The sequence below is a fragment of the Mesorhizobium sp. M4B.F.Ca.ET.214.01.1.1 genome, assembly GCF_004791545.1.
Lineage (GTDB): Bacteria > Pseudomonadota > Alphaproteobacteria > Rhizobiales > Rhizobiaceae > Mesorhizobium > Mesorhizobium abyssinicae.
Window position 1 is genome coordinate 417,465 of record NZ_SRUX01000001.1, and the last position, 24,220, is coordinate 441,684.

Sequence of the window (24,220 nt, forward strand, 5' to 3'; positions counted from 1 at the left end):
CGACCGTATTTCCCTTTACAGGGCGTGCCAGACGGCATAAACGGCTTGGTAACGCGTATTGAGCCAGTGTTCGCTGAGACGGGTGATTCGCGCTTACCGGCAAAATTCAAGACGCGCTACGGGCAAAGATTTTGGTGAGGCTGATATGACCGAGACAATCATGGCGGCTGGTGCCCCTCGTGAGCACCGGCCTAAAGCCGTTTATTTTCACGATTCGGACTGCGTCGAATACGTTCAGGAAGACGGATTTGTCATCTATGATCGCGTTGACGAATTCCTCACCCTGATTCACGACCGCACCCAGAAGTTCGTTGTCGGCTTCAAGCTGAAAGGCTTCAAGTTCATTCTGACCAAGTCTCTGGCTCCGTCCTACAGGCTATCCGACAAACAATTCGTTAGCCTTGTATCCGCAATCGAGGCCATAGCGGAAATCGTCGGCGACAAGCTATTCGAGGACGAGGAACGCGCTCGCTGCTATCAGGCCGCGCTCAAGATTGCAGCAAACGATAACGTCTACCTGCACGACGCTGGGCTTCTCGCCGCCTAAGGCTTGCTCCCGCCGCGCTGGCGGCGGGCCAATTCCTTTATCTCTTCATTGCTGAGCTTCGGAGCCTTTGCGATCTTCTGCACATCGGCTTCGAACACAGCTTCGGACTGATCGGTTTTCAGTTCCCGCGCGGCATCTCGAAACTTCTCAATCTGCGATTTGTCCGTTGACTTGGGCATAGGAATATAGACTCCGATTCCGCCGCATGATAAACCATGGGGCAGGGACAAATCCCCGCCCCATGGCCTCTATCTTATGAGACGCGGACAAAATACCGCCGCGCCTCGGTCAAGACGGAGGATCATTGGAGCCTCCAGTCCCCCGGGATCTACCAGTCCCGGGTCTGGCCGCCGGTCAAGCGGAAGGTTCACCAAGAGCCGTTATTCTGGTCCTTGGTCTCGAAAGGAGAACTGGCAGGTTCTCCGGTGATTTGCGAAGACGTGACCGACTTGTCATCGGTCACGTTTTTCATTTCTACGGACGGCCCAGCAGTGTCGCCCCATTCCTCCAAGCCATAGCCGCCAAGCTCGCGAATGTTATTGAAGCGGGCTGATGTGCTAAGTGTCGATGCCAGCGCCTTCGACGGTACGGCGCCTCCAATGATGATGCCAGCCCTCTTTATGACCGCGAACAGTTCGCCGGACGATGCTCGACGGCCGGTGTCCTTCAAGTGACTCCAAACGGCATGTTCGACTTCGTCCCGCTTCGATAGGCGCTCGCGAACCCTTGGAGGAAAGCGAACAGGCCTCTTGTCTTCGCCCTCTTTCCGAGAGCCGTTAAGCAGCGCGATAACCTGGCGCACTGTGAGCAGCCTCTGAAAGGTAGGATTGGTCTCCAAGACCATCAAAAGGTCTGCCTCTTCGGCTTCTGCGGCGGCAAGGATAGAATCAGACATAACATGAACCTTTTCTGGTTCTGACCGGCATACTGCGACTCTAACGCAGCGTCAACAGTCAGAACCAGAATGCCAGAACTAAATTCACAGAAGTCGATTCTGAAATATCAGAAGCCTGCCCGACCAAGGTTTGCGCGGTTAACGCCTTCGATAGCGCCAGAGAGGAAGCTCTAGCTGCACCGGCTTGCGGTAATGCCTGCGCTTATCGTCAAGCAGGTCTGCGATAGGTGAGGCGCTTACCCTTCACGCCGTTCAACGCGATGAACGCGCGGGTGCCGTCATCGACGCCAAGAGCGATGCGGTTCGAATAGCGGAAATCGAATTCGGCAAGGTAGCGGTGCAGATGATGTTCGCTGCAATGCTGATAGACGCCCTTCATGCCGCGCTTGAAGATCGAGAAGAAGCCTTCGACGGTGTTGGTGTGGACGTTGCCACGAACATATTCGTCCTTGGAATGCGTGACGAACTCATGCGAGGCGAAATCCTGGCTGGCGCGGCGATAGATGCCGCTCTCGTCCGTCATCAACGCGCTTTCCTTGGCGATGTTGGCGCGGACGATAGGCATGACGTTGCCCATGCGGGCGGTATCGACATGGAAGGAACGGGCCTTGCCGCCGCGCTCGACAAGCGTAACGACGGTGTTCTTGTGCGCGCCGCCTTGCTTAACCGGGGCGCCCTTCAAGCGGCCGATATAGGTTTCGTCAACTTCGACGGCGCTACCGCCACCGCCCATCGGAGCAAGCTCGCCAGAGGCCATAGCAAGGCGAATGCGATGGCACAGGAACCAAGCGGCCTCATAGGAGCATTCGAGTATGCGGTGCATCTGGTGGGCGCTGATGCCCTTCTTGGAGGCGCACATAAGGTGGATAGCCTGTAGCCACTTGGTGAGCGGCAAATGGCTTTCCTCGAAGATCGTGCCCATGCGGACGGTGAACTGCGAACGGCAAGCGCTGCACTTGTACAGGCCGTGGCGCTCGACGCCGTTCGGGTTCTTTTTGGAAGGCTTGGTGCGAACGCCCTTCAATGCGTAGTGGCGATCAACGCTACCGCACTTGGGGCAAACGGGACCGTTCGGCCACAGTATGGATTCGACATGCTCGAAAGCCTTGGCTTCGTCATGGAATTCGGGGCGGGACAGAACGGACATAGCGATAACTCCTTGGAATCGTTATCGCAGTTCCAATTGGGTTTGTCAACCAGATAATCACCCCTTTAAGACGGGTTCAAACCGTGAACAAAATCTGGCATGGTGCCGGCCATGCCCATCATCTCACCGATTCCCCTTAACCCCTTGATCGACGGTCGCCAGTCGGAGCGCGCCATGCTGGTGCGGCGCGGGGTGCAGCGGCTGCTTGCCGCAATGGGCGCGCATGTGCTGCCGGAACTGTCCCTCGCAACCGGCCGGCGCGCCGACCTCGTTGCGCTGACCCGCCAGGGCGATATCTGGATCATCGAGATCAAATCCTCGATCGAGGATTTCCGCGTCGACCGCAAATGGCCCGATTACCGGCTGCATTCCGACCGCTTCTTCTTCGCTACCCATCCCGGTGTGCCCTCGGAGATCTTTCCGCAGGAATGCGGTTTCATCCTCTCCGACGGCTATGGCGCCGAGATCCTGCGCGAGGCACCTGAGCACCGGATGGCGGCGGCAACGCGCAAGGCGCTGATGCTGCGGATCGCGCGCGCCGGCGCGGCGCGGCTTTTGGCGGCGGAGCTTGCCGGCGTTTCGGTGCCGGCGCTGGACGGCGAGAGCGAGTAGCGGCCGCTTACGCTTGTTATGAATTTCCACCGTTTGCGCCGCCCCTCATCTGCCTGCCGGCATCTTCTCCCCGTGAACGGGGAGAAGGGGCGTCGTCGCGCAAGATTTCGCCAATCACCAGCGCGGCGGGAGTTGAGCGCCGACGTGGTCCCAAGCCTCTTTCTCCCCGTTCACGGGGAGAAATGCCCGGCAGGGCAATGAGGGGCAGCGCGACGCTGGAAATTTCCCATCTGTTGGCGGGAGCCCGAAGCGCTATTCGATTTCCTCCTCCACACCCGCCGCCGGCGCCATGACCAGCACTGCCGCGCCGAGCAGCGCGGCGACCAGCGAGCCGGCGAGGATGCCGACCTTGACCGCGTCTTGCAGTGCGGCATCGCTGGCGAAGGCGAGCAGGCCGATGAACAGGCTCATGGTGAAGCCGATGCCGCACAGCAGCGATATGCCGATCATGTGCGGCCAGCCAGCATTAACCGGCAAATCGGCGAGGCCAAGCCGGATGGCGAGCGCCGAGGAGCCGAACACGCCGACCAGCTTGCCCAGCACCAGGCCGGCGGCGACGCCTAAGGTCAGCGGCTCGACGAGGGCGGCCATGCTGAGGCCAGCGAGCGAGACGCCGGCATTGGCGAAGCCGAAGATCGGGATAACGATGAAAGGCACCAGTCTGTGCAGGCCGTGCTCCAGCCTGTGCAGCGGCGAATGTTCGATATCGTCGCCGATGCCGGCGGCGCGCTCGAGCGGGACGGTGAGCGCCAGCGCCACGCCGGCGAGCGTCGCGTGCACGCCCGATTTCAGCACCAGCACCCAGAGCACGGCGCCGAGCACGAGATAGGGGATCAGGTTCATCACCCGCATGCGGTTGAGCGCGACGAGCGCAGCGATGACCGCGAAGGCGGCGCCGAGATAGGCGAGCGAAAGACCGCTGGTGTAGAACAGCGCGATGATGATGACGGCGCCGAGATCGTCGATGATGGCGAGCGCGGTGAGGAAGATTTTCAGCGAGGCCGGCACGCGGTTGCCGAGCAACGAGAGCACGCCGAGCGCGAAGGCTATGTCGGTGGCTGTCGGGATCGCCCAGCCGGAGAGCGCGGCCGGATTGTCGCGGTTGATCAAGACATAGACCAGCGCCGGAACCACCATGCCGCCGGCGGCCGCGATACCAGGCAGCACGCGGCGCGGCCAGGTCGAGAGCTGGCCGTCCAGCATCTCGCGCTTGATCTCCAGGCCGACCAGCAGAAAGAACACCGCCATCAGCCCGTCATTGATCCAGTGCGAGACGCTGAGCGGTCCGAGATAGGCGTGCAGCAGAGCGAAATAGGCTCCCGCGAGCGGCGAGTTGGCGACGATGAGGGCAAGCGCCGCCACCACCATCAGGATGATGCCGCCGGCCGCCTCGCCGTCGAGGAATTCGCGCAGGATGGATTTCGGCCGCTGCTCCAAATCCTGCACGTCGCCCTCCCTCATGCACCGTCCACCGCGCGATGATGCGCAAACTTCAAGGACCGGGCAAGCATCGATCCGGCAAACGGGCTCGGCTTCAAAGCCCCATCCCCTTTCCGAACGCCAGCGCTGCCCCTCATCGCCCTGCCGGGCACTTCTCCCCGTATAGAGACGGGGAGAAGGGGCTGGCCGCAGCCTCGGCGCCCATTCTGCAACGCCGAAGATTGGCGAAATCGGGGATGAGAGCGCCCCTCTCCCCGTCACTATACGGGGAGAGGATGCCGGCAGGCAGGTGAGGGGCGGCACCAACTTTCGAGAATTGGCAGCCTGCACCAAAAGTTGGAAACTCCGGAGCTGTTGCCCTGGCTCTGTCCGGGACTCCCAGTCACCGTGGCGCGCGCTTGGCGAGGATCCGCTGCAGGGTGCGGCGGTGCATGTTCAGCCGGCGCGCGGTTTCCGAGACGTTGCGGTCGCACATTTCGTAGACGCGCTGGATGTGCTCCCAGCGCACGCGGTCGGCCGACATCGGATTTTCCGGCGGCGCGGCGCGTTCGCCGGAGGTGCGGGTGAGCGCGGCGAAGACGTCGTCGGCGTCGGCCGGCTTGGAAAGATAGTCGATGGCGCCAAGCTTCACGGCGGTCACCGCGGTGGCGATGTTGCCGTAGCCGGTGAGGATGACGGCGCGGGCGTCGTCGCGCTTCTCGCGGATGGCGGCGATGACGTCGAGGCCGTTGCCGTCGCCGAGCCGCATGTCGACCACGGCGTAGGCCGGCGGATGGGCGCGCGCCTTGGCCACCGCCTCCTCGACGCTGTCGGCGGTATCGACCGCGAAGCCCCTGGTTTCCATGGCGCGGGCAAGCCGGGTCAGGAACGGCTTGTCGTCGTCGACGATCAGCAGCGAGGTGTCCTCGCCCTCAACCATTGCGCCAGTCGTTTCGTCTCCACTCATGGTGTCCAGAATTCCTGCTGACTTAAGCTTACGCAGATACAGTTCCGCGCCACTATTGTCCAATTTTTCGCGCCTGCAACGGGCACCGATGAGGCCACGATGCAGGTTAAAGCCGGGTTTCAGGCGGTATCGAACATGCTGGAGGACGATTCGGGGTTGAGAAAGACGCCGCGCGGCCAGGATATCTGCACCACCGCGCCCTCGCCCAGCCCGCTCGAATTGCGGAAATCAAGCGTCGCGCCGGAGCGCTCCAGCAAGGTCTTGGCGATGAACAGGCCAAGGCCGAGGCCGCCGCCGGCCTCGGTGCCCTGACGCGTCGACATATAGGGCTCGCCGATGCGGTCGATGATCTCCGGCGGGAAGCCCGGCCCATCGTCGGTTATCGAGAAGACGACGTCGGCGTCGTCCCAGCTCCAGCTGACGGTGACGGTCTTGCGGGCGAAATCGACGGCGTTCTCGACAAGGTTGCCCAGGCCGTAGATGACGCCGGGGTTGCGCCGCCCGACCGGCTCGGGGCCGATGCGCTCGCCCGGCCGCAGCTTGATCGAGATGCCGAAATCGCGATGCGGCGCAGTCACCTCTTCGACCAGCGAGGTCAGCGGCAAGCGCGACAGATGCGCTTCGCCTTCGGACGAAAGGCTGGTTAGCCGCTTCAGGATCTCGCGGCAGCGCTCGCTCTGCGAGCGCAGCAGTTTCACGTCCTCGCCGAATTTCTGATCCTTGCCGAGCGCCTTCTCCATCTCCTTGGCGACCAGCGTGATGGTGGCGAGCGGCGTGCCGAGCTCGTGCGCAGCGGCGGCGGCGAGCCCGTCCAGCGCCGACAGATGCTGCTCGCGCTGCAGCACCAGCTCGGTGGCGGCGAGCGCGTTGGCGAGCAGGCGCGCCTCCTCGGCGACGCGGAAGGCGTAGATGGCGGTGAAGGCGATCGAGGAAAACACCGCCATCCACATGCCGGCGACGTAGATGAAGGGCATTTCCAGCGGCGCGCCGTCATACCAGGGCAGCGGCTGGTGGAAGAAGACCAGCAGCGTGGCCGTCACCATGACCAGCGCGCCCAGCACCGCGGTGAGGCGCAGCGGCAGCGACGCCGCCGAGATGACGACGGGCACGGACAGCAGCACCGAGAACGGATTGGTGAGACCGCCGGTCATGTAGAGCAGGCCGGCAAGCTGCAAGCTGTCGAAGGTCAGGATGACGAAGGCCGAGAGCGGGGTGAGCCGATGCGCCGCCGGATAGCGGAAGGTCAGCCACAGGTTCATCCACGCCGAACAGGCGATCAGCGCGAAGCACATACTGACCGACAACGGGAATTTCAGCCCGTAGGCGACGACAAGCACCGTCAGGCTCTGGCCGACGATGGCCAGCCAGCGCAGCCGGATCAGCGTGTTGAGGCGCAGCCGCTGGCTTTGCTGGAAGTCTGGTGAGCGCAGGATGTTGATCATCGGCTTACGATTATCGCCGGCCACGCAGAAAGGCTAGGTGCCTCTAGGCTTGGCGCGGCTGGTGGCGGTGGCGGCGAGCGGGTTCTCCGGCCAGACATGGCGGGGGTAGCGGCCGCGCATGTCGCTGCGCACATCGGCCCAGGAGCCGCGCCAGAAGCCGGGCAGGTCGCGCGTCGTCTGGATCGGCCGGTGCGCCGGCGACAACAGCTCGAGCGTCAGCGGCACGGTTCCATTGGCAATCGCCGGGTGCTTGTCGAGGCCGAACAGTTCCTGCACGCGCACCGCCAGCACCGGCCATTCGCCGTCATAGCGGATCGGCACGTGGCTGCCCGACGGCGCATCGAAATGGGTCGGCGCCAGCGCGTCGACCTTGCGCTGCAGATCGTGCGGCACCAATGACGTGAGGCCCGCCGACAGGGCGCCGGAATTGATCGCGGCAAAGGACGCCACGCCGGTCAGAAACGGCAGCAGCCAGTCGTCGAGACGGTCGAGAAGGGCGGCGTCGGACACATCGGGCCAAGGCGCGCCGAGGCCGCGATTGAGCCAGCCGAGGCGCTGGCGCAGCGTGTCGGCCTCCTTGCCCCAGTCGAGCAGCGACAGGCCATGCTCGCGCAGGGCATCGAGGATCGCGCGATCCGCTTCGGCGCCGGACGGCGCCGGCAGCATGCGTTCGGCCAGCGTGATAGCGCCGAGCCGGGCCGTCTCGCGCACGCGCACGGCGCGCCGGTCGCGGTCGAAGCTCGTCTCGCGGCGGGTCTCGATACTATCGGCTAACGCGGCGCGGATGTCGGCCTCGTCGACCGCAGCGGCGGCGGTGATGCGGGCATTCTGCGCCTTGCCCTGCAAATCGGCGACGACCAGCCAGGTTTCGCCGGCCAGCGGATCGGCGGCGTCGAGCATGGCGCCCGAGCCGTTGGCCAGCACGAAGCGGCCGCGCTCGCCGCGCGCTCGCGCCACCCGATCCGGCCAGGCATGGATGAGGAGCGCGCCGGCGGAAGCCGGTTCGCTGCTCCTTCCTCCGCCGGCCTGCCTTGCCAGCCGTTCGGCAAGCTGGCGGGCCGAGACGGAACGCGGCGACTTCTCGGTGCGAAAGCGCATCAGACGGCGTTCGAGATCGGCGCCGTCGCCGCCGAGCCCGCGCTCGGTGAGCAGCACGGCAAGGGTGGCCGCCGCCGGCGCATGGCCGGTTGCGGCGGCTTCGGCGACCATATGGGCAAGGCGCACCGGCAGCGCGAGCCTGCGCATGGCGGCACCGGCGTCGGTGAGACGCCCGGCGTCGTCGATGGCATGCAGGGCGACCAGCAAGGCCCTCGCTTCGTTGAGCGCCGGAACCGGTGGCGGATCGAGGAAGGACAGGCTCGTGGGATCGGCGACGCCGAAGGCTGCGCAGTCGAGCAGCAGGCCGGAAAGATCGGCCTCGAGGATTTCAGGCGGGGTGAAGGCGGGAAGCGCTGCCGTCTGCTCGGCCCGCCACAGCCGGACGGCCACGCCTGCTTGCGTGCGCCCGGCGCGGCCGGCTCGCTGGTCGGCCGAGGCCCGGCTGACGCGCACCGTCTCCAGTCTGGTCAGGCCGCTGGCCGGCTCATAGCGCGGCAGCCGCGACAGGCCGGAATCGATAATGACGCGCACGCCGTCGATGGTGATCGAGGTTTCGGCTATCGACGTCGCCAGCACCACCTTGCGGCGGCCCGGCGGCGACGGCCTGATCGCCGCGTCCTGCGTCTTGTTGTCGAGCTGGCCATAGAGCGGCACGATGTCGGTGTCGGTAGCGACGCGGTCCCGCAGCCGCTCGGCGGTGCGTTCGATCTCGCGCTGGCCGGGCAGGAAGGCAAGCAGGCTGCCGCTCTCGTCGGCAAGCGCCGAGCGAATCGCCCTGGCCATGGCATCCTCGATCGCAATGCCCGGCGCCCGCTCGTGATAGCGGATGTCGACCGGGAAGGCGCGGCCCTCGCTCTCGATCACCGGCGCGCCGGACAACAGTCTCGCGACGCGCGCGCCGTCGAGCGTCGCCGACATGACCAGCAATCGCAGGTCCGGTCGCAGCGCGCCCTGCACGTCGAGCGCCAGCGCCAGGCCGAAATCGCCGTCCAGCGAACGCTCGTGGAATTCGTCGAAGATGACCGCCGAGACGCCCGGCAGTTCCGGGTCGTCGAGGATCATGCGCGCGAGAACACCTTCGGTGACGACGAGGATTTTCGTCCGCGCCGAGGTGCGGTTCTCCATGCGCATCGCGTAGCCGACAGTTCCGCCGGGCTCCTCGCCGAGCAGCTCGGCCATGCGGCGGGCGGCGGCGCGGGCGGCGAGCCGGCGCGGCTCCAGCAGGACGGTCTTGCCGGCGCCGAGCCACGGCGCGTCGAGCAGCGCCAGCGGCACCAGCGTCGTCTTGCCGGCGCCGGGCGGCGCCACCAGCACGGCGTTGCTCTTTGTCGCCAGCGCTTCCCCGAGCGCCGGCAGCACGGCTGAGACCGGAAGCTCCGGCAAAGGGTTTGTCCTCATCGCGCCCGCATATCAGCGCCCATGGCCGGCGCGCAACAACGCGCTGCCGGCGCCTCAAAGCCTGGTGCGCGAAAACGGGTTCCAGCGCACCGTGCCCAGCCGCACCTCCTCACGCACCATTGTGAGCAGGCCGGATGCGCCGACGACGGCGAGACCGGTGAGCGTCAGCACGTCGGGATCACCGCCCGCCGACCCATTTCCCAACGATTTCAAGCCTCGGGCGCGCCATGTTGCAACGCAGCAACGAATTCGCTTGCGTTGTTTAGTAAAACGAGCATTACTAAACAAATTACTAAACATCGCCGGCGCTGAAGCGTGGCCATGTTTAGGCCCCGGAGGAGAGGGGTTTGAGGGCTCTTGAAACCGTCATCCGGACGTGTTTCGCAAATGGGAGGAAGGCATGAAATCGACCATGAAACTGACGTTGGGTCTGGCCTCGGCGATGCTTGCGTCGACCGCCGTCTCGAACGTCGCGCATGCGGAAGACCTGACGCTTTGCTGGGCCGCCTGGGACCCGGCCAACGCACTCGTGGAACTGTCCAAGGACTTCACCAAGGAAACCGGCATCGGCATGAAGTTCGAGTTCGTGCCGTGGACCAATTACGCCGACCGCTTCCTCAACGAACTCAACTCGCACGGCAAGCTCTGCGACCTGATCATCGGCGACAGCCAGTGGATCGGCGGCTCGGCCGAGAACGGCCACTACGTCAAGCTGAACGACTTCTTCGACAAGGAGAAGATCAGCATGGACGACTTCGTGCCGGCGACCGTGGTCGGCTATTCGGAATGGCCGAAGAACACGCCGAACTACTGGGCCTTGCCGGCAATGGGCGACGTCGTCGGCTGGACCTACCGCAAGGACTGGTTCTCCAAGCCGGAACTGCAGAAGGAATTCAAGGAGAAATACGGCTGGGATCTCGGCCCGCCGGCGACCTTCGACCAGTTGAAGCAGATCGCCGAGTTCTTCCAGAAGCGCGAGATCGACGGCAAGACCGTCTACGGCGCCTCGATCTACACCGAGCGCGGTTCCGAAGGCATCACCATGGGCGCCATGGATGTGCTCTACAGCTTCGGCTTCCAGTACGAGAACCCGAAGAAGCCCTACGAGATGGAAGGCTTCGTCAACTCCGAGAAATCGGTGAAGGGGCTGGAGTTCTACAAGGCGCTCTATGACTGCTGCACCCCGCCCGGCGCCTCCAACAGCTACATGGGCGAAGGCGTCGATGCCTTCAAATCCGGCCAGGTGGCGATGCACATGAACTTCGCCTTCACCTGGCCCGGCCTGCAGAAGGACGAGAATGTCGGCGGCGACAAGATCGGCTACTTCGCCAACCCCAAGGGCCCGGACGGCGACCAGTTCGCCCAGCTCGGCGGCCAGGGCATCTCCGTGGTCTCCTATTCCGACAAGCAGGAATCGGCGCTGAAATACATCAAGTGGTTCGCCAACAAGGACGTACAGGCCAAGTGGTGGTCGCTGGGCGGCTTTTCCTGCCTGAACGCCGTGGTCAAGGATCCCAAGTTCCCGGCCAGCCAGCCCTATGCGCAGACCTTCCTGGACTCGATGGCCATCGTGAAGGACTTCTGGGCCGAGCCAAGCTACGCCCCGCTGCTCCAGGCCTCGCAGAAGCGCTTCCATGACTATGTCGTGGCCGGCCAGGGTTCGGCCAAGGACGCGCTCGACGGACTGGTCAAAGACTGGACGCAGGTCTTCCAGGACGACGGCAAGATGTAAGGCTCCTCCCGAGCTTGACCCCAGAGCCGGATGATTTCGGGTCGAATAGACCTGAAATCATCCGCTCCGGACCAAAGAGTGGGTGAGCATGATGTCGTCCGAAAACCGCTTCACACTTTTCGGCATCATGCTCGTGGTCCCGTGCCGCCCTTGGCACGGGACGCAGTTCAGATAAATTCCATCGTCGAGACATCCAAGTGACCGAAGCAGGACTCACCATGCTCAATCGGACTGCGGACAACGTTGCCCGGGCCACGCCGGAGCCGTTGGCCCGCCGGGTCCGGGGCATCAGCGACAAGGGCCTCGCCTGGCTGTTCATCTCGCCGACGATCCTCCTGCTGCTTGCCATCAACATCTTCCCGCTGTTCTGGGCGATCTATCTGTCGTTCACCAACTTCCGGGCCAACCGCCCCAATGAGGTGGTGAAGAACCTCGGCCTGGCCAATTACAAGCGCATCCTCACCGACCAGGACATCTGGATCGCGATGCAGACGACGGCGCATTTCGTCTTCTGGACCATCCTTTTGCAGACAGTGATCGGCTTCACGCTGGCCTGGCTGATCGACCGCAAGTTCCGCGGCCATGCCTTCTGGACGACCATCATCCTGGTGCCGATGATGCTGTCGCCGGCCGTGGTCGGAAATTTCTGGCGCTTTCTCTACGAGCCGCAGATCGGGCTGTTCTCCTATGTCATCTCCTTCGTCACCGGCATCCCGCCGACGAATGTGCAGATGCTGTCGAACGTCGAGCTGGCGCCGTGGTCGATCATCATCGTCGACACCTGGATGTGGACGCCCTACGTGATGCTGATCTGCCTCGCCGGGCTGCGCTCGATCCCCGAATACATCTACGAGGCGGCCGAGGTCGACCGCGCCTCCAACTGGCGGCAGTTCTGGTCGATCACGCTGCCGATGGCGCTGCCCTTCATCATGCTGGCGGTGCTGTTCCGCGGCATCGAGAACTTCAAGATGTTCGACATGGTCAATCTCCTGACCGGCGGCGGGCCGGGCTCGACCACCGAGGTCGCGTCGATCACACTGAAGCGGCAGGCCTTCGAGAGCTGGCGCACCGGCTATTCCTCGGCCTTCGCCATCATCCTTTTCGTCGCCGTGTTTGGCCTCGCCAACATCTACGTCAAGGCGCTCAACAAGGTGAAGCAGAGATGAGCCTGACATCAGCCCATTCCGTCGTCGCGCCCTCGGCGAATTCGAAGCTGGTCGCCGGCACGATCATCGTCGCCTATGCGCTGATCTCGATCGTGCCGCTGCTGTGGATCTTCGCCACCAGCTTCAAGACGCCGCCGGATTCGATCGCCTATCCGCCGAAGATCGTGTTCCAGCCGAGCATCGAGGGCTATTGCAACCTGTTCACGACGCGCACCCGGCAGACGCCGGAATACATCAACTCGCTCGGACCGGCGACCGGCTTCTGCGACGAGACGGTGCGCAAGCGCAACATGGTGATCGCCGGCCCGTCCAACTTCCTGCCGCGCTTCGTCAATTCGCTGATCATCGCCTTCGGCTCGACCTTCTGCGCGGTGTTCCTTGGCACGCTGTCGGCCTACGGCTTCTCGCGCTTCAAGGTGCCTTTAGCCGACGACCTTCTGTTCTTCATCCTGTCGACGCGCTTCATGCCGCCGATCGCGGTCGCCATCCCGATCTACCTGATGTACCGCGAGCTCGGCCTCTCCGACACCGCGCTCGGCATGATCCTGCTCTACACGGCGGTCAACGTCTCGCTCGCGGTGTGGCTGCTCAAGGGCTTCATCGACGAGATCCCGCGCGAATACGAGGAAGCGGCGATGATCGACGGCTATACCCGCCTGCAGGCCTTCTGGCGCACCGTGCTGCCGCAGGCGACGACCGGCATCGCCGCGACCGCCATCTTCTGCCTGATCTTCGCCTGGAACGAGTACGCGTTCGCGGCGCTGCTGACCTCGGGCTCCGCCCAGACCGCGCCGCCCTTCATCCCGACCATCATCGGCGAAGGCGGCCAGGACTGGCCGGCGGTGGCCGCGGGCACGACGATCTTCCTGGTGCCGATCCTGGTCTTCACCATCCTGCTCCGCAAGCAATTGCTGCGCGGCATCACCTTCGGCGCGGTGCGCAAATGATTGATGTGGGAATAAGTCGACCCCCGCTCCGTCGAGCTTCGCTCGACACCTCTCCCCCGATCGACGGGGGAGAGGAAGGGCGCGAACTTCATTCAGCGAGGCTCCCTTCCTCTCCCTCCGGAGGGGGGAGAGGTGGCGCTGCGAAGCAGCGACGGAGTGGGGGAACCACCTGGCAACCATCTCTCCCCTTGAACGGGGAGAAGGAAGGGGGTGTCGCATGAGCCGCACTGTTGTCTCCAAGCGCTCCTCATGGCCCCGCTGGGCACGGCGCGGCCTGCTGGAGAACATCGCCACGGCGATCATCGCCATCGGCTTCCTGATGCTGTTCCAGCCCTTCGCGCTGTCGCTCTACACCTATTCCTTCGTCACCATGCTTGCAGGCACCTTGATGTTCATCATCGTCTCGAAATTCCCGGAGTAGGACGATGGCCGAAATCCGCGTCCAACATCTTAGGAAAGCCTTCGGCGATTTCGTCGCCGTGCAGGATTCCAACTTCGTCGTCGAGGACGGCGAGTTCTTCGTCATGCTGGGGCCGTCGGGCTGCGGCAAGACCACGACCTTGCGCATGATCGCCGGGCTGGAGTTGCCGACCGGCGGCAAGATCCTGCTCGGCGGCGAGGACGTCACCATGCGCCGGGCGCGGGAGCGCGACATCGCCTTCGTCTTCCAGCTGTTCGCGCTCTATCCGCACATGAATGTGCGCAAGAACATCGGCTTCCCGCTCTTGGCGCAAGGCATGCCGTCGGCCGAGATCCGCCAGCGGGTGGAGGAGACGGCGAAGCTGCTTCGCATCGATCATTTGCTTAACAAATCGGTCTCCGGCCTTGCCGGCGGCGACCGCCAGCGCGTCGCGCTCGGGCGCGCCATCGTGCGGCGGCCGAAATGTTTCCTGATGGACGAGCCGCTCGGCACCCTCGATACCGAGTTCCGCGATCTGATGGTGCATGAACTGCGCGAGCTGCACAGCCGCATCCACGCCACCACTGTCTACGTCACGCACGACCAGATGGAAGCGATGTCGATGGCCGACAAGATCGCCGTCATGAACCACGGCATCATCGAGCAGTTCGGGACCCCGCGCGAGATCTACGACCGCCCGGCGACGATGTACGTCGCCGAGTTCATCGGCTCGCCGCCGATGAATTTCCTCAGGTTCGGCGGCGGACTTGCCAAGGGCGCGAAGGAGATACTCGTGCAGGGCGCCAAGGTCACCGTGCCGGAGGTGCGCGAGGACATCGCACCCGCCGACATGGCGCTGGGCATCCGCCCCGAGCACATCCGCTTTGACGACGCCTCGAAATTGCGCGGCGCCATCTACGGCACCGAATATCTCGGTACCACGCAGATCGTGGCGGTGGAGACGGCGGACGGCATCATCAAGGCGCGGGTGCCGGCCGAGATCCGGCTCAATCCGGGCGAGCCGGTCGGCCTGTCGCTCAGCAGCGCTCGGCTGTCGCTGTTCGAGAAGGGCTCGGGCCGCGCGGTGAAGACCGCCATGTATGACAAGGCAGCGGAGGCGCGCCATGGCTGACGTGCACATCAAGGGCGTGAGCAAGAGTTTTGGCGAGACCATCGCCGTCGACAATCTCGACCTGCAGATCAAGGACGGCGAGTTCGTCGTGCTGCTCGGCCCGACCGGCGCCGGCAAGACGACGACGCTCAGGCTGGTCGCCGGGCTGGAGCGGCCGGATAGCGGCACGATCCACATCGCCGGCCGCGACGCCACGGTGCTGTCGCCGGCCGAGCGCGACACGGCCTTCGTCTTCCAGCAATATTCGCTCTATCCGCACCTCTCGGTCTTCGACAACCTCGCCTTCCCGCTGCGCTCGCCGGCCCGCAAGCTCAGCGAGGACGCGGTGCGACGCCGCGTCGAGGAGGTGGCCAGGCTGGTGCGCATCCACCACAAACTCGACAACCGCTCGACCAAGCTCTCCGGCGGCGAGATGCAGCGCGTCGCCATCGGCCGGGCGCTGGTGCGCAAGCCGTCCATCTATCTGATGGACGAGCCGCTGTCTTCGCTCGACGCCAAGCTGCGCGCGGATCTCAGGCTCGAGTTGAAGCGCATCCAGTCCGAACTCGGCGCCACCATGCTCTATGTCACGCACGACCAGATCGAGGCGATGACCATGGCCGACCGCATCGGCATCCTCTCGGAAGGAGAGTTGGTGCAGATCGGCACGCCGCGCGCCATCTATTCGGAGCCGGCAAACCTTCATGTCGCCGCCCGCCTCGGCCAGCCGGCGATCAACCTTCTGCCTGCAGGGCTGCTGCCGGATGGGGGCGCGCCAACCGGTACCAGGACGATAGGCGCGCGCACCGAACACCTGTCGATCGAGAAGGCCGCCAACGGCCATGCCGACGGAGTCGTCGACTGGGTCGAGCATCTCGGCGACCAAAACCATCTGCATGTGACGGTCGGGCCGAAGAAACTGGTCACGCTGACCGATCCCGACACGCCGCTCGAGAGGGGAGACCTCGTGACGATCCGCTATCGCATGCCGCTTTATTTCGGTTCGGACGGACAGCGGCTGACGTAGCTGGCTCGATCGCAACATTCGCCACACATCGATTGACGACCGCAGATATTACGGACTGGACGAAATCCATGAAGCACTTTTTCAACCGCAAGGACTCGATCGTCACCGAAGCGCTGGACGGCTTTCTCGCCACCGCGGGCTCCGGCACGCTGGCGCGCCTCGACGGCTATCCGGAAATCAAGGTCGTGCTGCGCGCCGACTGTGACAAGACCAAGGTCAGCGTGGTTTCCGGCGGCGGCGCCGGGCACGAGCCGTCGCATGCCGGCTTCGTCGGCGCCGGCATGCTGACGGCGGCAGTCTCCGGCGAGATCTTCGCCTCGCCGAGCGTCGAGGCGGTGCTGGCGGCGATCCGCGCCACGACCGGCCCGGCCGGCTGCCTGCTGATCGTCAAGAACTACACCGGCGACCGGCTCAATTTCGGCCTCGCCGCCGAGAAGGCGCGCGTCGAAGGCTTTGCGGTCGAGATGGTGATCGTCGGCGACGACATCGCGCTGCCCGACATCGCGCAGCCACGCGGCGTCGCCGGCACGCTGTTCGTCCACAAGATAGCCGGGCATCTTTCCGAAACCGGCCGAGACCTGGTGTCGGTAGCAGCGGCAGCGCGGGCGGCGGCAAAGGACATTTTTTCGCTCGGCATCTCGCTCTCCTCGTGCTCGATCCCCGGACAGGCGCATGAAGACCGCTTCGGCGCCGAAGACGGCGAGCTCGGCCTCGGCATCCATGGCGAGCCGGGCGTCGAGCGCATCGCCTTGCAGAGCGCCAGCTCACTCGTCGCCATCATGGCCGAGCGCCTCGCCGCGCGGCTCGATCCGGGCAGCCGCTACGCGCTCCTGATCAACAATCTCGGATCGGTGCCGCCGCTCGAAATGTCGCTGATCGCCAATGCGGTGCTCGCCTCGCCGCTGGCGAAGGCGGTGACGCTGACGATCGGTCCCGGCCATCTGATGACCGCGCTCAACATGAACGGCTTCTCGCTGTCGCTGATCAGGCTGGATGCCGAAGGCGAGGCGGCGCTGCTGGCGCCGGTCGGTCCGCATGCCTGGCTGCCGGCGAAGCCGGTTCGCCAGCCGCTCGTCGTGGCGGCGGCCAAGCCGGCGGTTCACGCCACCGCGAAGGCGGCGAGTCGCGACGCCGCCGCCGAGCGGTTGATCACCGTCGTTTGCGAGAAGCTGATCTCGCTGGAGGAGCCCTTGAACGGGCTAGACGCCAAGGCCGGCGACGGCGATACAGGGTCGACGGTGGCGACCGGCGCGCGCAGCGTGCTCGAGCGTCTCGACACGCTGCCGCTTGCCGACCGGGCGGCAGCGCTGGCGGCAATCGGCGATACGCTGGGGACCGCGATGGGCGGTTCGAGCGGTGTGCTTTTGTCGATCTTCTTCACCGCAGCGGCGCAGACTTTGGGTTTTGGCGCGACTCTGCCCAAGGCGCTGCTCGCCGGCCTCGACCGGATGACCTTCTACGGCGGCGCCAAGATCGGCGACCGCACCATGGTCGATGCGCTGGAGCCGGCGCTCAAGGCGCTCGATACGGGCGGGCTGGAAGCAGCCGCGACGGCCGCGCGGCATGGCGCGGAGGCCACTGCCGCGATGCGCAAGGCGAAGGCCGGGCGTTCCGCCTATATCGGCCGGCAGCTTGACGGCGTCGCTGATCCCGGCGCCTTTGCTGTAGCGGAAGTGTTCGCGGCCGTTGCCGCCATGTTCGCCCCGGCTTGAAGGACAGGCAATGGCCGCATCCGATTTCTCCAGCTTTATCGCGGCGGCGGCGGACACGATCGCGGCGCATGCCGAAGAACTAACCGCGCTCGACCAGGCGATCGGCGACGGCGACCATGGCCTCAACATGAAGCGCGGTTTTGAGGCCGTGCGCGCCGAGGCGGACGCTTTCGCGGCAAAGCCGCTGCCCGACGCGTTGAAGGCAGTCGGCACCAAGCTGGTGATGACGGTTGGCGGTGCCTCCGGCCCCTTGTTCGGCACGCTGTTCATGGCTCTGGGCAAGGAATTGCCGGTGGCGCCGGACCGCGACGGGCTGACGGTGGCGCTGGGCAAGGCCATCGAGGCGGTCGCGGCGCGCGGCAAATCGCAGCCGGGACAAAAAACCATGCTCGACGTGCTGCAACCGGTGTATGAGGCGCTGGCGCGAGGCAGGACTGGCAAGGAGATCGCCGATGTCGCCGACAGGGCGGCGGACGCCACCGTGCCGATGAAGGCGTTGCGCGGGCGGGCGTCCTTCCTGGGCGACCGCTCAATCGGGCATATGGACGCCGGTGCGCGCTCGACCGCGCTGCTGGTGCGCGCAGTCGCTGAAGCCGTCGAGGACCACCAATGAGCAATGTCGGTATCGTCATCGTGTCGCATTCGCCGCTGGTCGCCGAAGGCACGGCCGACATGGTGCGCCAGATGGTGGGTGACGAAGTGCCGCTTGCATGGTGCGGCGGAAACGGCCATGGCGGGCTCGGCACCAGCGTCGAGGCGATCATGGGCGCGATCGAAAAGGCCTGGTCGGAGGCTGGCGTCGCCATCCTCGTCGATCTCGGCGGCGCGGAGACTAACTCGGAGATGGCGGTCGAGATGATCGGCGAGCCGCGCTCGCACAAGATCGTGGTCTGCAACGCGCCGATCGTCGAGGGCGCGGTGATGGCGGCGACGGAAGCTTCCGGCGGCGCCTCGCTCAAGGAAGTGGTGGCGACGGCGCATGAATTGTCGCCGTCGTGAATGAACGGGAACCGACTGAATGTCCGCATCCGCCGAAGCCACCGTCCTGATCACCCACACCGTGGGTCTGCACGCGCGCCCTTCGGTGAAGTTCACCAAGCTCGCCAAATCGTTCGCGGCCGAGGTCGAGGTTGCCGTCGCCGCCAACGGCCCCTGGTTCGACGCCAAGAGCATCGTCAAGGTGATGGCGGCCAAGGCGCCTAAGGGAACGCTGCTGCACATCCGGGCCAAGGGCGACGGCGCGAGCGAGGCGGTCGACGCGCTGGTCGACCTGGTGCAGCGCGATTTCGACGAGGATGCGGACCATGCCCGGTCCGCTTGAGACCGACTTGCATGTCCGTCCGGCCGCAAGGAATGCGGACGATGCGCATTGAGGGTATCCCGGCTTCCGCCGGCTATGCCGAAGGGCCGCTGTTCGATCTCGACCGGCCGCCTGCCGCCTACACAAGCAAGTCGAGTGCGGCGGAGGAGATTGCGGCGCTGGAGACCGCGATCGGCAAGGCGGTAAGCCGGCTCAGCGCAATGATCGAAACCGCCGACGGCGATGCCGCCGGCATCCTGGAATTCCATATCGCCATGCTGCAGGACGATGCGCTGAGCGCGCCGGCCTTCGCCTCGATCGGCTCCGGTCAGGCCGCCGATGTCGCATGGCGGGCGGCGCTCGACGCCGAAATCGCCGGCTACGACGCGTCAGACCAGGACTATTTCCGCGCACGCGCCGCTGATCTGCGCGACATACGCGATCAGGTCCTGCGTGCGCTGAGCGAGGACGGGGAACCCACGGCACCCCTCGGCGCCATCTTCCATGGCGAGGACGTCGCGCCGACGCGCTTCCTCGAAATCGACTGGAGCGCCGGTGGCGGCATCGCGCTCAGGGCCGGCAGCACCGCCAGCCATGTCGCCATGCTGGCGCGTGCGCGCGGCGTGCCAATGGTGGTCGGGCTCGGCACCTTCCCGGGCAGCCTCGCAGGCATGGCGTTGCTCGATGCCGAGCATGGCGGGATGGTGCTCTCGCCCTCACCGGCCGAGATCGACGCCTTCCGGCAATCATCGTCCTCCTTCGCCGCGCGCCAGGGCGCGGCGCAGTCTTTCCTGACCCGGCCGGCGGTGACCAAGGCGGGCACCGCCGTGCGCGTGCAGGTCAACATCGCCAACCCTTCCGATGTCGACGGCATCGACATCTCGACCTGCGACGGCGTCGGGCTGATGAGGACGGAGTTCCTGTTCGGCAAGACGCTTCCCGACGAGGAGACGCAGTATCATGCCTACCGCAAGGTGCTGGAATGGGCAGGCGACAAGCCGGTGACCATCCGCACCGTCGACGCCGGCGGCGACAAGCCGGTTGCCGGCTTCACCGTCGAGGAGACCAACCCTTTTCTCGGCCTGCGCGGCATCCGGCTGTCGCTCAAGCGGCGCGACATTTTCCGGGTGCAGATCAGGGCATTGCTGCGCGCCGCCATCCACGGCAATCTGAAGGTCATGTTTCCGATGATCGCCACGCCCGAGGAATACAGCCAGGCCGCCGCGCTGTTCGCGGAGGAGCAGGCGAGCCTTGCCGCGCGCGGCGTCGCGCACACGATGCCGCCGCTCGGCATCATGGTCGAGGTGCCTTCTGTGGCGATTGCGCCGGAAGCTTTCGCAAACGTCGCCTTCTTCTCGATCGGCTCCAACGACCTGACGCAATATGTGATGGCGGCGGCCCGAGACAATGCCGCCCTCACCTACCTCAACTCGGTTCGGCATCCGGCGGTTCTTAGGTTGTTAGAAGCGGTGGTGCGCTTCGGACGCGAGACGGAGATCCCGGTCAGCCTGTGCGGTGATGCCGGCGGCGATCCGGCCGCCATCCCGGCGCTGCTCGAAACCGGCCTGCGCGACCTCTCGGTCGCCCCAGCCCAACTCGCAATGGCGAAAGCGGCCATTGCGGAAGTCCCGGTCTAGGCGCGGCATGGCCGAGGCGGAGAAGATACCCGAAGCCGGCTCGGAAGAGGCGATCCGCGCCTACAAGACGATCCTGTCGCACGTCATCGACCAGCGGCCGTCCGGCATGCGCCAGCGGCTGGCGGACGCGCTCGGCAAGCATCGCAGCTTCGTCACCCAGATCTCCAGCCCGGCCTATTCGATCCCGATCCCGTCAAAGCATCTGCCTTCGATCTTTTCCGTCTGCCATTTCAGCCCGGCCGAGCGCGACCAGTTCCTCACCGCCTATCACCAGGCGCATCCGGGCAAGATGTCGGCGGCCTCCGGCCTGCGCAAGACGCGCCATGTCTCGCTCATCGTGCCGGATTTCGGCGACGACAAGCAGAATGCGGCGCTCGACCGGGCGATCAACGACTTCATCCAGAAGATCACCAGCATCGCCGGCAAGGGCAGCGGCTAACCAAGCAATTCCAGGAAAAGCAGCGGTTTTCCGTTCGGAATTGCATAAAAATTCGAGACTGTTCCGGGAGGACAGCCATGAAGAAATTCATCAATGCGGTGGACACGGTGCTGACCGAGAGCCTCGACGGCTTTGTTGCCGCCCATTCGGAGATCCTTGTGCTGGGTGACGAGCACAAGTTCGTCCGCCGCAGGGCGCTGAAGCCGGGCAAGGTGGCGCTGATCTCGGGCGGCGGCTCGGGCCACGAGCCGCTGCATGGCGGGCTGGTCGGCCACGGCATGCTGGACGCGGCCTGCCCCGGACAGGTGTTCACCTCGCCGACGCCCGACCAAATGCTGGCGGCGGCCGGGGCCGTCGACACCGGCGCAGGTTGCCTGTTCATCGTCAAGAACTATGAAGGCGACGTGATGAACTTCGACATGGCGGCCGAAATGTCGGAAGGCGTGCTGCGGGTAGTGACCAATGACGACGTCGCGGTCGAGAACTCGTCCTACACGACCGGACGGCGCGGCGTCGCCGGCACGCTCGTGGTGGAAAAGATCGTCGGCGCGGCGGCCGAGCAAGGCATGGCGCTGAAGGAGCTCAAGGCGCTCGGCGAGCGCGTCAACGGCGCGACGCGCTCGATGGGCGTGGCGCTGACCAGTTGCACCGTGCCGGCGGCGGGCAAGCCGACCTTCGAGATCGGCGACGGCGAGATGGAATTCGGTGTCGGCATCCATGGCGAGCCCGGCCGGCGGCGGGACGCCCTGAAGAGCGCCGACGCCATCGCCGAGGAAATCTGCGCGGCGATAACAGGCGATCTCGGCGGCCGCAGCAAAGGCCCGGCGCTGCTGTTCGTCAATGGCTTCGGCGGCACGCCGTCTATGGAGCTCTATTTGATGTACAACTGCGCCCGCAGGATCTTCGAGACAAGCGGTATCAGCGTTGCCCGCTCGCTGGTCGGGTCTTATGTCACGTCGCTCGACATGGCCGGCTGCTCGATCACGCTGACCATGCTCGACGACGAGATGACGACCCTGTGGGACGCGCCGGTGCATACGGCGGCGCTGCGCTGGGGGATGTAGCCTCCAGGGATACCTCTTCGCCAAGTCAAATCAGGCGTGAGCTTTGTTGCCGTCGCACTGGTTTCCATGGTGCTTTTCTGCAACCATATTGGCGACACAAGTCCTCCATCGCGCAAACACCGAACGGGTTGATGCTGCCACCACTTGCGCCTGCCGACGAAAAACTGCTGCTGAATTATGCGGACCCCGAGGCCCAGCCGGCCGAGGTTCCCACGGCGGGAACCCTGCTGGCCCTGCTCGACAATGCCGAATTCCACGGCGTTCTGCCGATCATGCTGCGCAAGCTCAAGGAGCGCGGCGACGCCCATTTGCCGCAAGATGCTGCCCTGCTAGCGAGATTGACCGAACTGCGCGAGGCATCGACGCTGGTCACCGGCCAGTCCATGCTGCTGCAGTACCATGGCGAGCGCATCATGAAGGCGCTGGCGGCGAAGGCCATTCCGGCGCGGATCGTCAAGGGGCCGGTCTTCGCGCGCAAGCTCTACAAACATGTCTCGGATCGGCCGTTCACCGACATCGACATCCTGGTCGAGCCGGCCAGCATCAACGACGCCAATCAGGTGATCGGGGCCTCCGGCTTCGAGCTCCACAGCGGCGAAGCCCAGTCACACGATTTGCAGGAGTTCAAATGGCTGGAAAAGGAGAATTCGAGCCTGCTGATCGAGCTGCACGGCAATCTGGTGCATGATTCCGGCATGCGGCGGCGGCTGTCGCTGGGTTTCCGCGAATTGCAGGCCATCGACGGCGACGGGACCGACACGCCGGCGGCGCTGCTGACCATCGCCATCGTGCATGCCGCCGGCGGACACAAGTTCCACCGACTGCAGCTATGCGTCGACGTGCTGCAGGGCGTGCGGGCTTTGCCATCACCGGAAGCGGAAGCGCAGTTGCTGGAGGCCGCGCGCATGACCGGCATCGAACTCGAACTGGCGACGGTGCTCGACGTGACCGGCCGGCTTTTCGACGAGGCGCGCGCGCTCGACCTCGCCGACCGGATCAAGTCTGATCTCGGCATCCGGCTGGCCAGGCGGCTGATCACCCGCGAGACCCTGCTCGGCGTCAATTCCAGGGACAAGATGCGCTCGCGGCTGCGCCGCGACGCATTCCGCTGGATCCAGCGGCTGGCGAGGCCGAGGCCGTATCGTGCCTGATCACGCAGCAGCCCCGGACAAGCCGATCTCGGCCGTGTTCATCATCGAAATCACGCCGATCACCGCCCCGATGCTCGCCGGCTGGGTGGAGAAGGGCCACCGCGTCGCCGCGATCGTCGTGCCTGGTCCGCGGCCCGGCAAACAGTCGAGCTTCGGCACATGGCGGCGACGCTGGAGACGCAGGCTTGTGCTTAGGCAGCATCTCGTTCCCGCCGAAGTGCCGGTGATCGAATTCGGCCGCCCGCATGACTGGGCGGCACTGTGCCAACGCCTCGCCGGTTTCAACGCGGACGTCCTCATCACTTTCGGGTTTCCTACCCTTATTCCGGAGACCGTGCTGAAGCTGTTCGCGAAGGGCGGGCTGAACCTGCATCCGGCGCTGCTGCCCAACTACAAGGGCCCGCATCCGATCGCGCGGCTCGTCCTCGATGGGCAAGACGAGACGCATGGCGGGCTCAGTCTGCACAAGATGACGTCCGGCTTCGACGAGGGCGACATCCTGGCCCAGATCGCGTTTTCTCCCGGAGATTGGCAGTCGACGGCGACGCTGTCGCGGGCGCTGGCCAGCGGAATGAAAATGCTGGTGGCGGAGGCCGCGTCCGATCACAGCGCCGGCGTGCTCGAAGGCATGCCGCAGCCGGAGGGCACCTTCACCTGGGCGCAAGTCGGCCGCACGCCGGTAGTGGTCGGCAGTCAATGGTCGAGCGCCCATGTCGCCAAGATCTGGCGCGTCGTCGGGCGCGCCGTCGCCCTCTATGTGCCGATAGACGGCAAGCTCGCCCGGCTGGCGCACCCGATCCGCCGGCTCGGACCGGCGACAGGCGAACCGCCGGCGAGGCGGTGGGGCATGATCGAATTCGATTGCGCCGACGGCCGCGTCGCGCATCTTGCCTATAGCGGCTTCGCGCGGCAGCTGACGCGCTGGCAACGCGCGTTCGGCCGGGTCCGGCTCGGCCAGCGGTTCTTTGAAATACGCCGCTTTGGGGAGCGGACCGAAGGATCGCGCTGA

Annotated in this window: 24 protein-coding genes and 1 pseudogene; 17 read left to right on the forward strand and 8 right to left on the reverse strand. The window is 65.2% G+C overall.

What is annotated here, in order from left to right:
• The first annotated feature begins 145 nt into the window (after positions 1-145).
• Entirely contained in the window at positions 146-547 is a 402-nt protein-coding gene (locus tag EN857_RS01940) for a hypothetical protein (protein ID WP_135857844.1), read from the forward strand.
• Here EN857_RS01940 and EN857_RS01945 read toward each other — a convergent pair.
• From EN857_RS01945 to EN857_RS01955, 3 genes are all read right to left on the reverse strand, one after another.
• Positions 544-726: a hypothetical protein gene (locus EN857_RS01945; protein ID WP_135857846.1), complete on the reverse strand. Its 183-nt coding sequence runs from the start codon at positions 724-726 to the stop codon at positions 544-546. The two genes, EN857_RS01940 and EN857_RS01945, sit on opposite strands and share 4 nt — an antisense overlap.
• A 188-nt stretch (positions 727-914) precedes the next feature.
• Positions 915-1,442, reverse strand: coding sequence for a hypothetical protein (locus tag EN857_RS01950; protein ID WP_135857848.1), 528 nt, complete (start codon positions 1,440-1,442; stop codon positions 915-917).
• A 208-nt stretch (positions 1,443-1,650) separates the two neighbouring features.
• Positions 1,651-2,589, reverse strand: a complete 939-nt coding sequence (locus EN857_RS01955; RefSeq protein ID WP_135857850.1) for an IS1595 family transposase — start codon at positions 2,587-2,589, stop codon at positions 1,651-1,653.
• Positions 2,590-2,700: 111 nt separating this feature from the next.
• Here EN857_RS01955 and EN857_RS01960 point away from each other — a divergent pair, with 111 nt between their 5' ends.
• A complete protein-coding gene (locus tag EN857_RS01960; RefSeq protein WP_187331495.1) occupies positions 2,701-3,201 on the forward strand; it encodes an MmcB family DNA repair protein in 501 nt (166 codons plus the stop codon).
• 252 nt (positions 3,202-3,453) lie between these two features.
• Here the strand turns inward: EN857_RS01960 and nhaA are convergent, their stop codons facing one another.
• The 5 genes and pseudogenes from nhaA to EN857_RS01985 all read right to left on the reverse strand — a co-directional run.
• Positions 3,454-4,647, reverse strand: a complete 1,194-nt coding sequence (gene nhaA, locus EN857_RS01965; protein WP_135857967.1) for a Na+/H+ antiporter NhaA — start codon at positions 4,645-4,647, stop codon at positions 3,454-3,456.
• A 376-nt stretch (positions 4,648-5,023) separates the two neighbouring features.
• Entirely contained in the window at positions 5,024-5,587 is a 564-nt protein-coding gene (locus EN857_RS01970; protein WP_127283968.1) for an ActR/PrrA/RegA family redox response regulator transcription factor, read from the reverse strand.
• A gap of 119 nt (positions 5,588-5,706) precedes the next feature.
• Positions 5,707-7,029, reverse strand: a complete 1,323-nt coding sequence (locus EN857_RS01975) for an ActS/PrrB/RegB family redox-sensitive histidine kinase (RefSeq protein ID WP_135857853.1) — start codon at positions 7,027-7,029, stop codon at positions 5,707-5,709.
• A 33-nt stretch (positions 7,030-7,062) separates the two neighbouring features.
• Positions 7,063-9,525 (reverse strand): ATP-dependent helicase HrpB, encoded by a 2,463-nt coding sequence (gene hrpB / locus EN857_RS01980; protein WP_135857855.1) that lies wholly within the window; start codon positions 9,523-9,525, stop codon positions 7,063-7,065.
• 54 nt (positions 9,526-9,579) lie between these two features.
• Positions 9,580-9,702, reverse strand: a pseudogene (locus EN857_RS01985) (EamA/RhaT family transporter); the annotation flags it as partial.
• A gap of 223 nt (positions 9,703-9,925) precedes the next feature.
• Here EN857_RS01985 and EN857_RS01990 point away from each other — a divergent pair.
• The 15 genes from EN857_RS01990 to EN857_RS02060 all read left to right on the forward strand — a co-directional run bounded on the left by EN857_RS01990 (position 9,926) and on the right by EN857_RS02060 (position 24,220).
• Entirely contained in the window at positions 9,926-11,257 is a 1,332-nt protein-coding gene (locus tag EN857_RS01990; RefSeq protein WP_127311667.1) for an ABC transporter substrate-binding protein, read from the forward strand.
• Positions 11,258-11,475: 218 nt separating this feature from the next.
• On the forward strand, positions 11,476-12,423 hold the full coding sequence (locus tag EN857_RS01995) for a sugar ABC transporter permease (protein ID WP_127286273.1): 948 nt from the start codon (positions 11,476-11,478) through the stop codon (positions 12,421-12,423).
• Positions 12,420-13,370 (forward strand): carbohydrate ABC transporter permease, encoded by a 951-nt coding sequence (locus EN857_RS02000; RefSeq protein ID WP_127286270.1) that lies wholly within the window; start codon positions 12,420-12,422, stop codon positions 13,368-13,370. The genes EN857_RS01995 and EN857_RS02000 overlap by 4 nt, the downstream gene beginning before the upstream one ends.
• A 217-nt stretch (positions 13,371-13,587) precedes the next feature.
• Positions 13,588-13,791, forward strand: a complete 204-nt coding sequence (locus tag EN857_RS02005; RefSeq protein WP_128272958.1) for a hypothetical protein — start codon at positions 13,588-13,590, stop codon at positions 13,789-13,791.
• A gap of 4 nt (positions 13,792-13,795) precedes the next feature.
• Entirely contained in the window at positions 13,796-14,902 is a 1,107-nt protein-coding gene (locus tag EN857_RS02010) for an ABC transporter ATP-binding protein (protein ID WP_135857859.1), read from the forward strand.
• Entirely contained in the window at positions 14,895-15,908 is a 1,014-nt protein-coding gene (locus tag EN857_RS02015; RefSeq protein ID WP_135857861.1) for an ABC transporter ATP-binding protein, read from the forward strand. The genes EN857_RS02010 and EN857_RS02015 overlap by 8 nt, the downstream gene beginning before the upstream one ends.
• A gap of 68 nt (positions 15,909-15,976) precedes the next feature.
• The gene (locus EN857_RS02020) at positions 15,977-17,620 is read left to right on the forward strand and encodes a dihydroxyacetone kinase subunit DhaK (RefSeq protein ID WP_135857863.1); all 1,644 of its coding nucleotides are present in this window, start codon (positions 15,977-15,979) and stop codon (positions 17,618-17,620) included.
• A 10-nt stretch (positions 17,621-17,630) separates the two neighbouring features.
• Positions 17,631-18,233, forward strand: a complete 603-nt coding sequence (dhaL, locus tag EN857_RS02025) for a dihydroxyacetone kinase subunit DhaL (protein ID WP_135857865.1) — start codon at positions 17,631-17,633, stop codon at positions 18,231-18,233.
• Entirely contained in the window at positions 18,230-18,619 is a 390-nt protein-coding gene (gene dhaM / locus EN857_RS02030) for a dihydroxyacetone kinase phosphoryl donor subunit DhaM (RefSeq protein ID WP_127287338.1), read from the forward strand. Before dhaL ends, dhaM begins: the two co-directional genes overlap by 4 nt.
• 19 nt (positions 18,620-18,638) lie before the next feature.
• Entirely contained in the window at positions 18,639-18,941 is a 303-nt protein-coding gene (locus EN857_RS02035) for an HPr family phosphocarrier protein (RefSeq protein WP_128272513.1), read from the forward strand.
• 41 nt (positions 18,942-18,982) lie between these two features.
• Positions 18,983-20,557 carry a phosphoenolpyruvate--protein phosphotransferase gene (gene ptsP / locus EN857_RS02040; RefSeq protein WP_189521628.1) on the forward strand — a complete coding sequence of 525 codons (1,575 nt, stop codon included), beginning with the start codon at positions 18,983-18,985 and terminating at the stop codon, positions 20,555-20,557.
• A gap of 7 nt (positions 20,558-20,564) precedes the next feature.
• Positions 20,565-20,996 (forward strand): hypothetical protein, encoded by a 432-nt coding sequence (locus tag EN857_RS02045; RefSeq protein ID WP_127309342.1) that lies wholly within the window; start codon positions 20,565-20,567, stop codon positions 20,994-20,996.
• 77 nt (positions 20,997-21,073) lie between these two features.
• Positions 21,074-22,060, forward strand: a complete 987-nt coding sequence (gene dhaK, locus EN857_RS02050; RefSeq protein ID WP_135857869.1) for a dihydroxyacetone kinase subunit DhaK — start codon at positions 21,074-21,076, stop codon at positions 22,058-22,060.
• A 131-nt stretch (positions 22,061-22,191) separates the two neighbouring features.
• Entirely contained in the window at positions 22,192-23,211 is a 1,020-nt protein-coding gene (locus EN857_RS02055; protein ID WP_135857872.1) for a nucleotidyltransferase family protein, read from the forward strand.
• Entirely contained in the window at positions 23,204-24,220 is a 1,017-nt protein-coding gene (locus EN857_RS02060) for a formyltransferase family protein (RefSeq protein ID WP_135857874.1), read from the forward strand. Before EN857_RS02055 ends, EN857_RS02060 begins: the two co-directional genes overlap by 8 nt.

What these genes read in the sequence shown, in the direction of transcription:
- EN857_RS01950 (WP_135857848.1), bottom strand. Translation starts at nt 1,442, where the DNA reads ATGTCTGATTCTATCCTTGCCGCCGCAGAAGCCGAAGAGGCAGACCTT.
- EN857_RS01970 (WP_127283968.1), bottom strand. Translation starts at nt 5,587, where the DNA reads ATGAGTGGAGACGAAACGACTGGCGCAATGGTTGAGGGCGAGGACACC.
- EN857_RS02035 (WP_128272513.1), top strand. Translation starts at nt 18,639, where the DNA reads ATGTCCGCATCCGCCGAAGCCACCGTCCTGATCACCCACACCGTGGGT.
- EN857_RS02045 (WP_127309342.1), top strand. Translation starts at nt 20,565, where the DNA reads ATGGCCGAGGCGGAGAAGATACCCGAAGCCGGCTCGGAAGAGGCGATC.
- hrpB (WP_135857855.1), bottom strand. Translation starts at nt 9,525, where the DNA reads ATGAGGACAAACCCTTTGCCGGAGCTTCCGGTCTCAGCCGTGCTGCCG.
- EN857_RS02020 (WP_135857863.1), top strand. Translation starts at nt 15,977, where the DNA reads ATGAAGCACTTTTTCAACCGCAAGGACTCGATCGTCACCGAAGCGCTG.
- EN857_RS02010 (WP_135857859.1), top strand. Translation starts at nt 13,796, where the DNA reads ATGGCCGAAATCCGCGTCCAACATCTTAGGAAAGCCTTCGGCGATTTC.
- EN857_RS02015 (WP_135857861.1), top strand. Translation starts at nt 14,895, where the DNA reads ATGGCTGACGTGCACATCAAGGGCGTGAGCAAGAGTTTTGGCGAGACC.
- ptsP (WP_189521628.1), top strand. Translation starts at nt 18,983, where the DNA reads ATGCGCATTGAGGGTATCCCGGCTTCCGCCGGCTATGCCGAAGGGCCG.
- EN857_RS02000 (WP_127286270.1), top strand. Translation starts at nt 12,420, where the DNA reads ATGAGCCTGACATCAGCCCATTCCGTCGTCGCGCCCTCGGCGAATTCG.
- dhaL (WP_135857865.1), top strand. Translation starts at nt 17,631, where the DNA reads ATGGCCGCATCCGATTTCTCCAGCTTTATCGCGGCGGCGGCGGACACG.
- EN857_RS01945 (WP_135857846.1), bottom strand. Translation starts at nt 726, where the DNA reads ATGCCCAAGTCAACGGACAAATCGCAGATTGAGAAGTTTCGAGATGCC.
- dhaK (WP_135857869.1), top strand. Translation starts at nt 21,074, where the DNA reads ATGAAGAAATTCATCAATGCGGTGGACACGGTGCTGACCGAGAGCCTC.
- EN857_RS01995 (WP_127286273.1), top strand. Translation starts at nt 11,476, where the DNA reads ATGCTCAATCGGACTGCGGACAACGTTGCCCGGGCCACGCCGGAGCCG.
- EN857_RS01975 (WP_135857853.1), bottom strand. Translation starts at nt 7,029, where the DNA reads ATGATCAACATCCTGCGCTCACCAGACTTCCAGCAAAGCCAGCGGCTG.
- EN857_RS02055 (WP_135857872.1), top strand. Translation starts at nt 22,192, where the DNA reads ATGCTGCCACCACTTGCGCCTGCCGACGAAAAACTGCTGCTGAATTAT.
- EN857_RS02005 (WP_128272958.1), top strand. Translation starts at nt 13,588, where the DNA reads ATGAGCCGCACTGTTGTCTCCAAGCGCTCCTCATGGCCCCGCTGGGCA.
- dhaM (WP_127287338.1), top strand. Translation starts at nt 18,230, where the DNA reads ATGAGCAATGTCGGTATCGTCATCGTGTCGCATTCGCCGCTGGTCGCC.
- EN857_RS01955 (WP_135857850.1), bottom strand. Translation starts at nt 2,589, where the DNA reads ATGTCCGTTCTGTCCCGCCCCGAATTCCATGACGAAGCCAAGGCTTTC.
- EN857_RS01940 (WP_135857844.1), top strand. Translation starts at nt 146, where the DNA reads ATGACCGAGACAATCATGGCGGCTGGTGCCCCTCGTGAGCACCGGCCT.
- EN857_RS01960 (WP_187331495.1), top strand. Translation starts at nt 2,701, where the DNA reads ATGCCCATCATCTCACCGATTCCCCTTAACCCCTTGATCGACGGTCGC.
- EN857_RS01990 (WP_127311667.1), top strand. Translation starts at nt 9,926, where the DNA reads ATGAAATCGACCATGAAACTGACGTTGGGTCTGGCCTCGGCGATGCTT.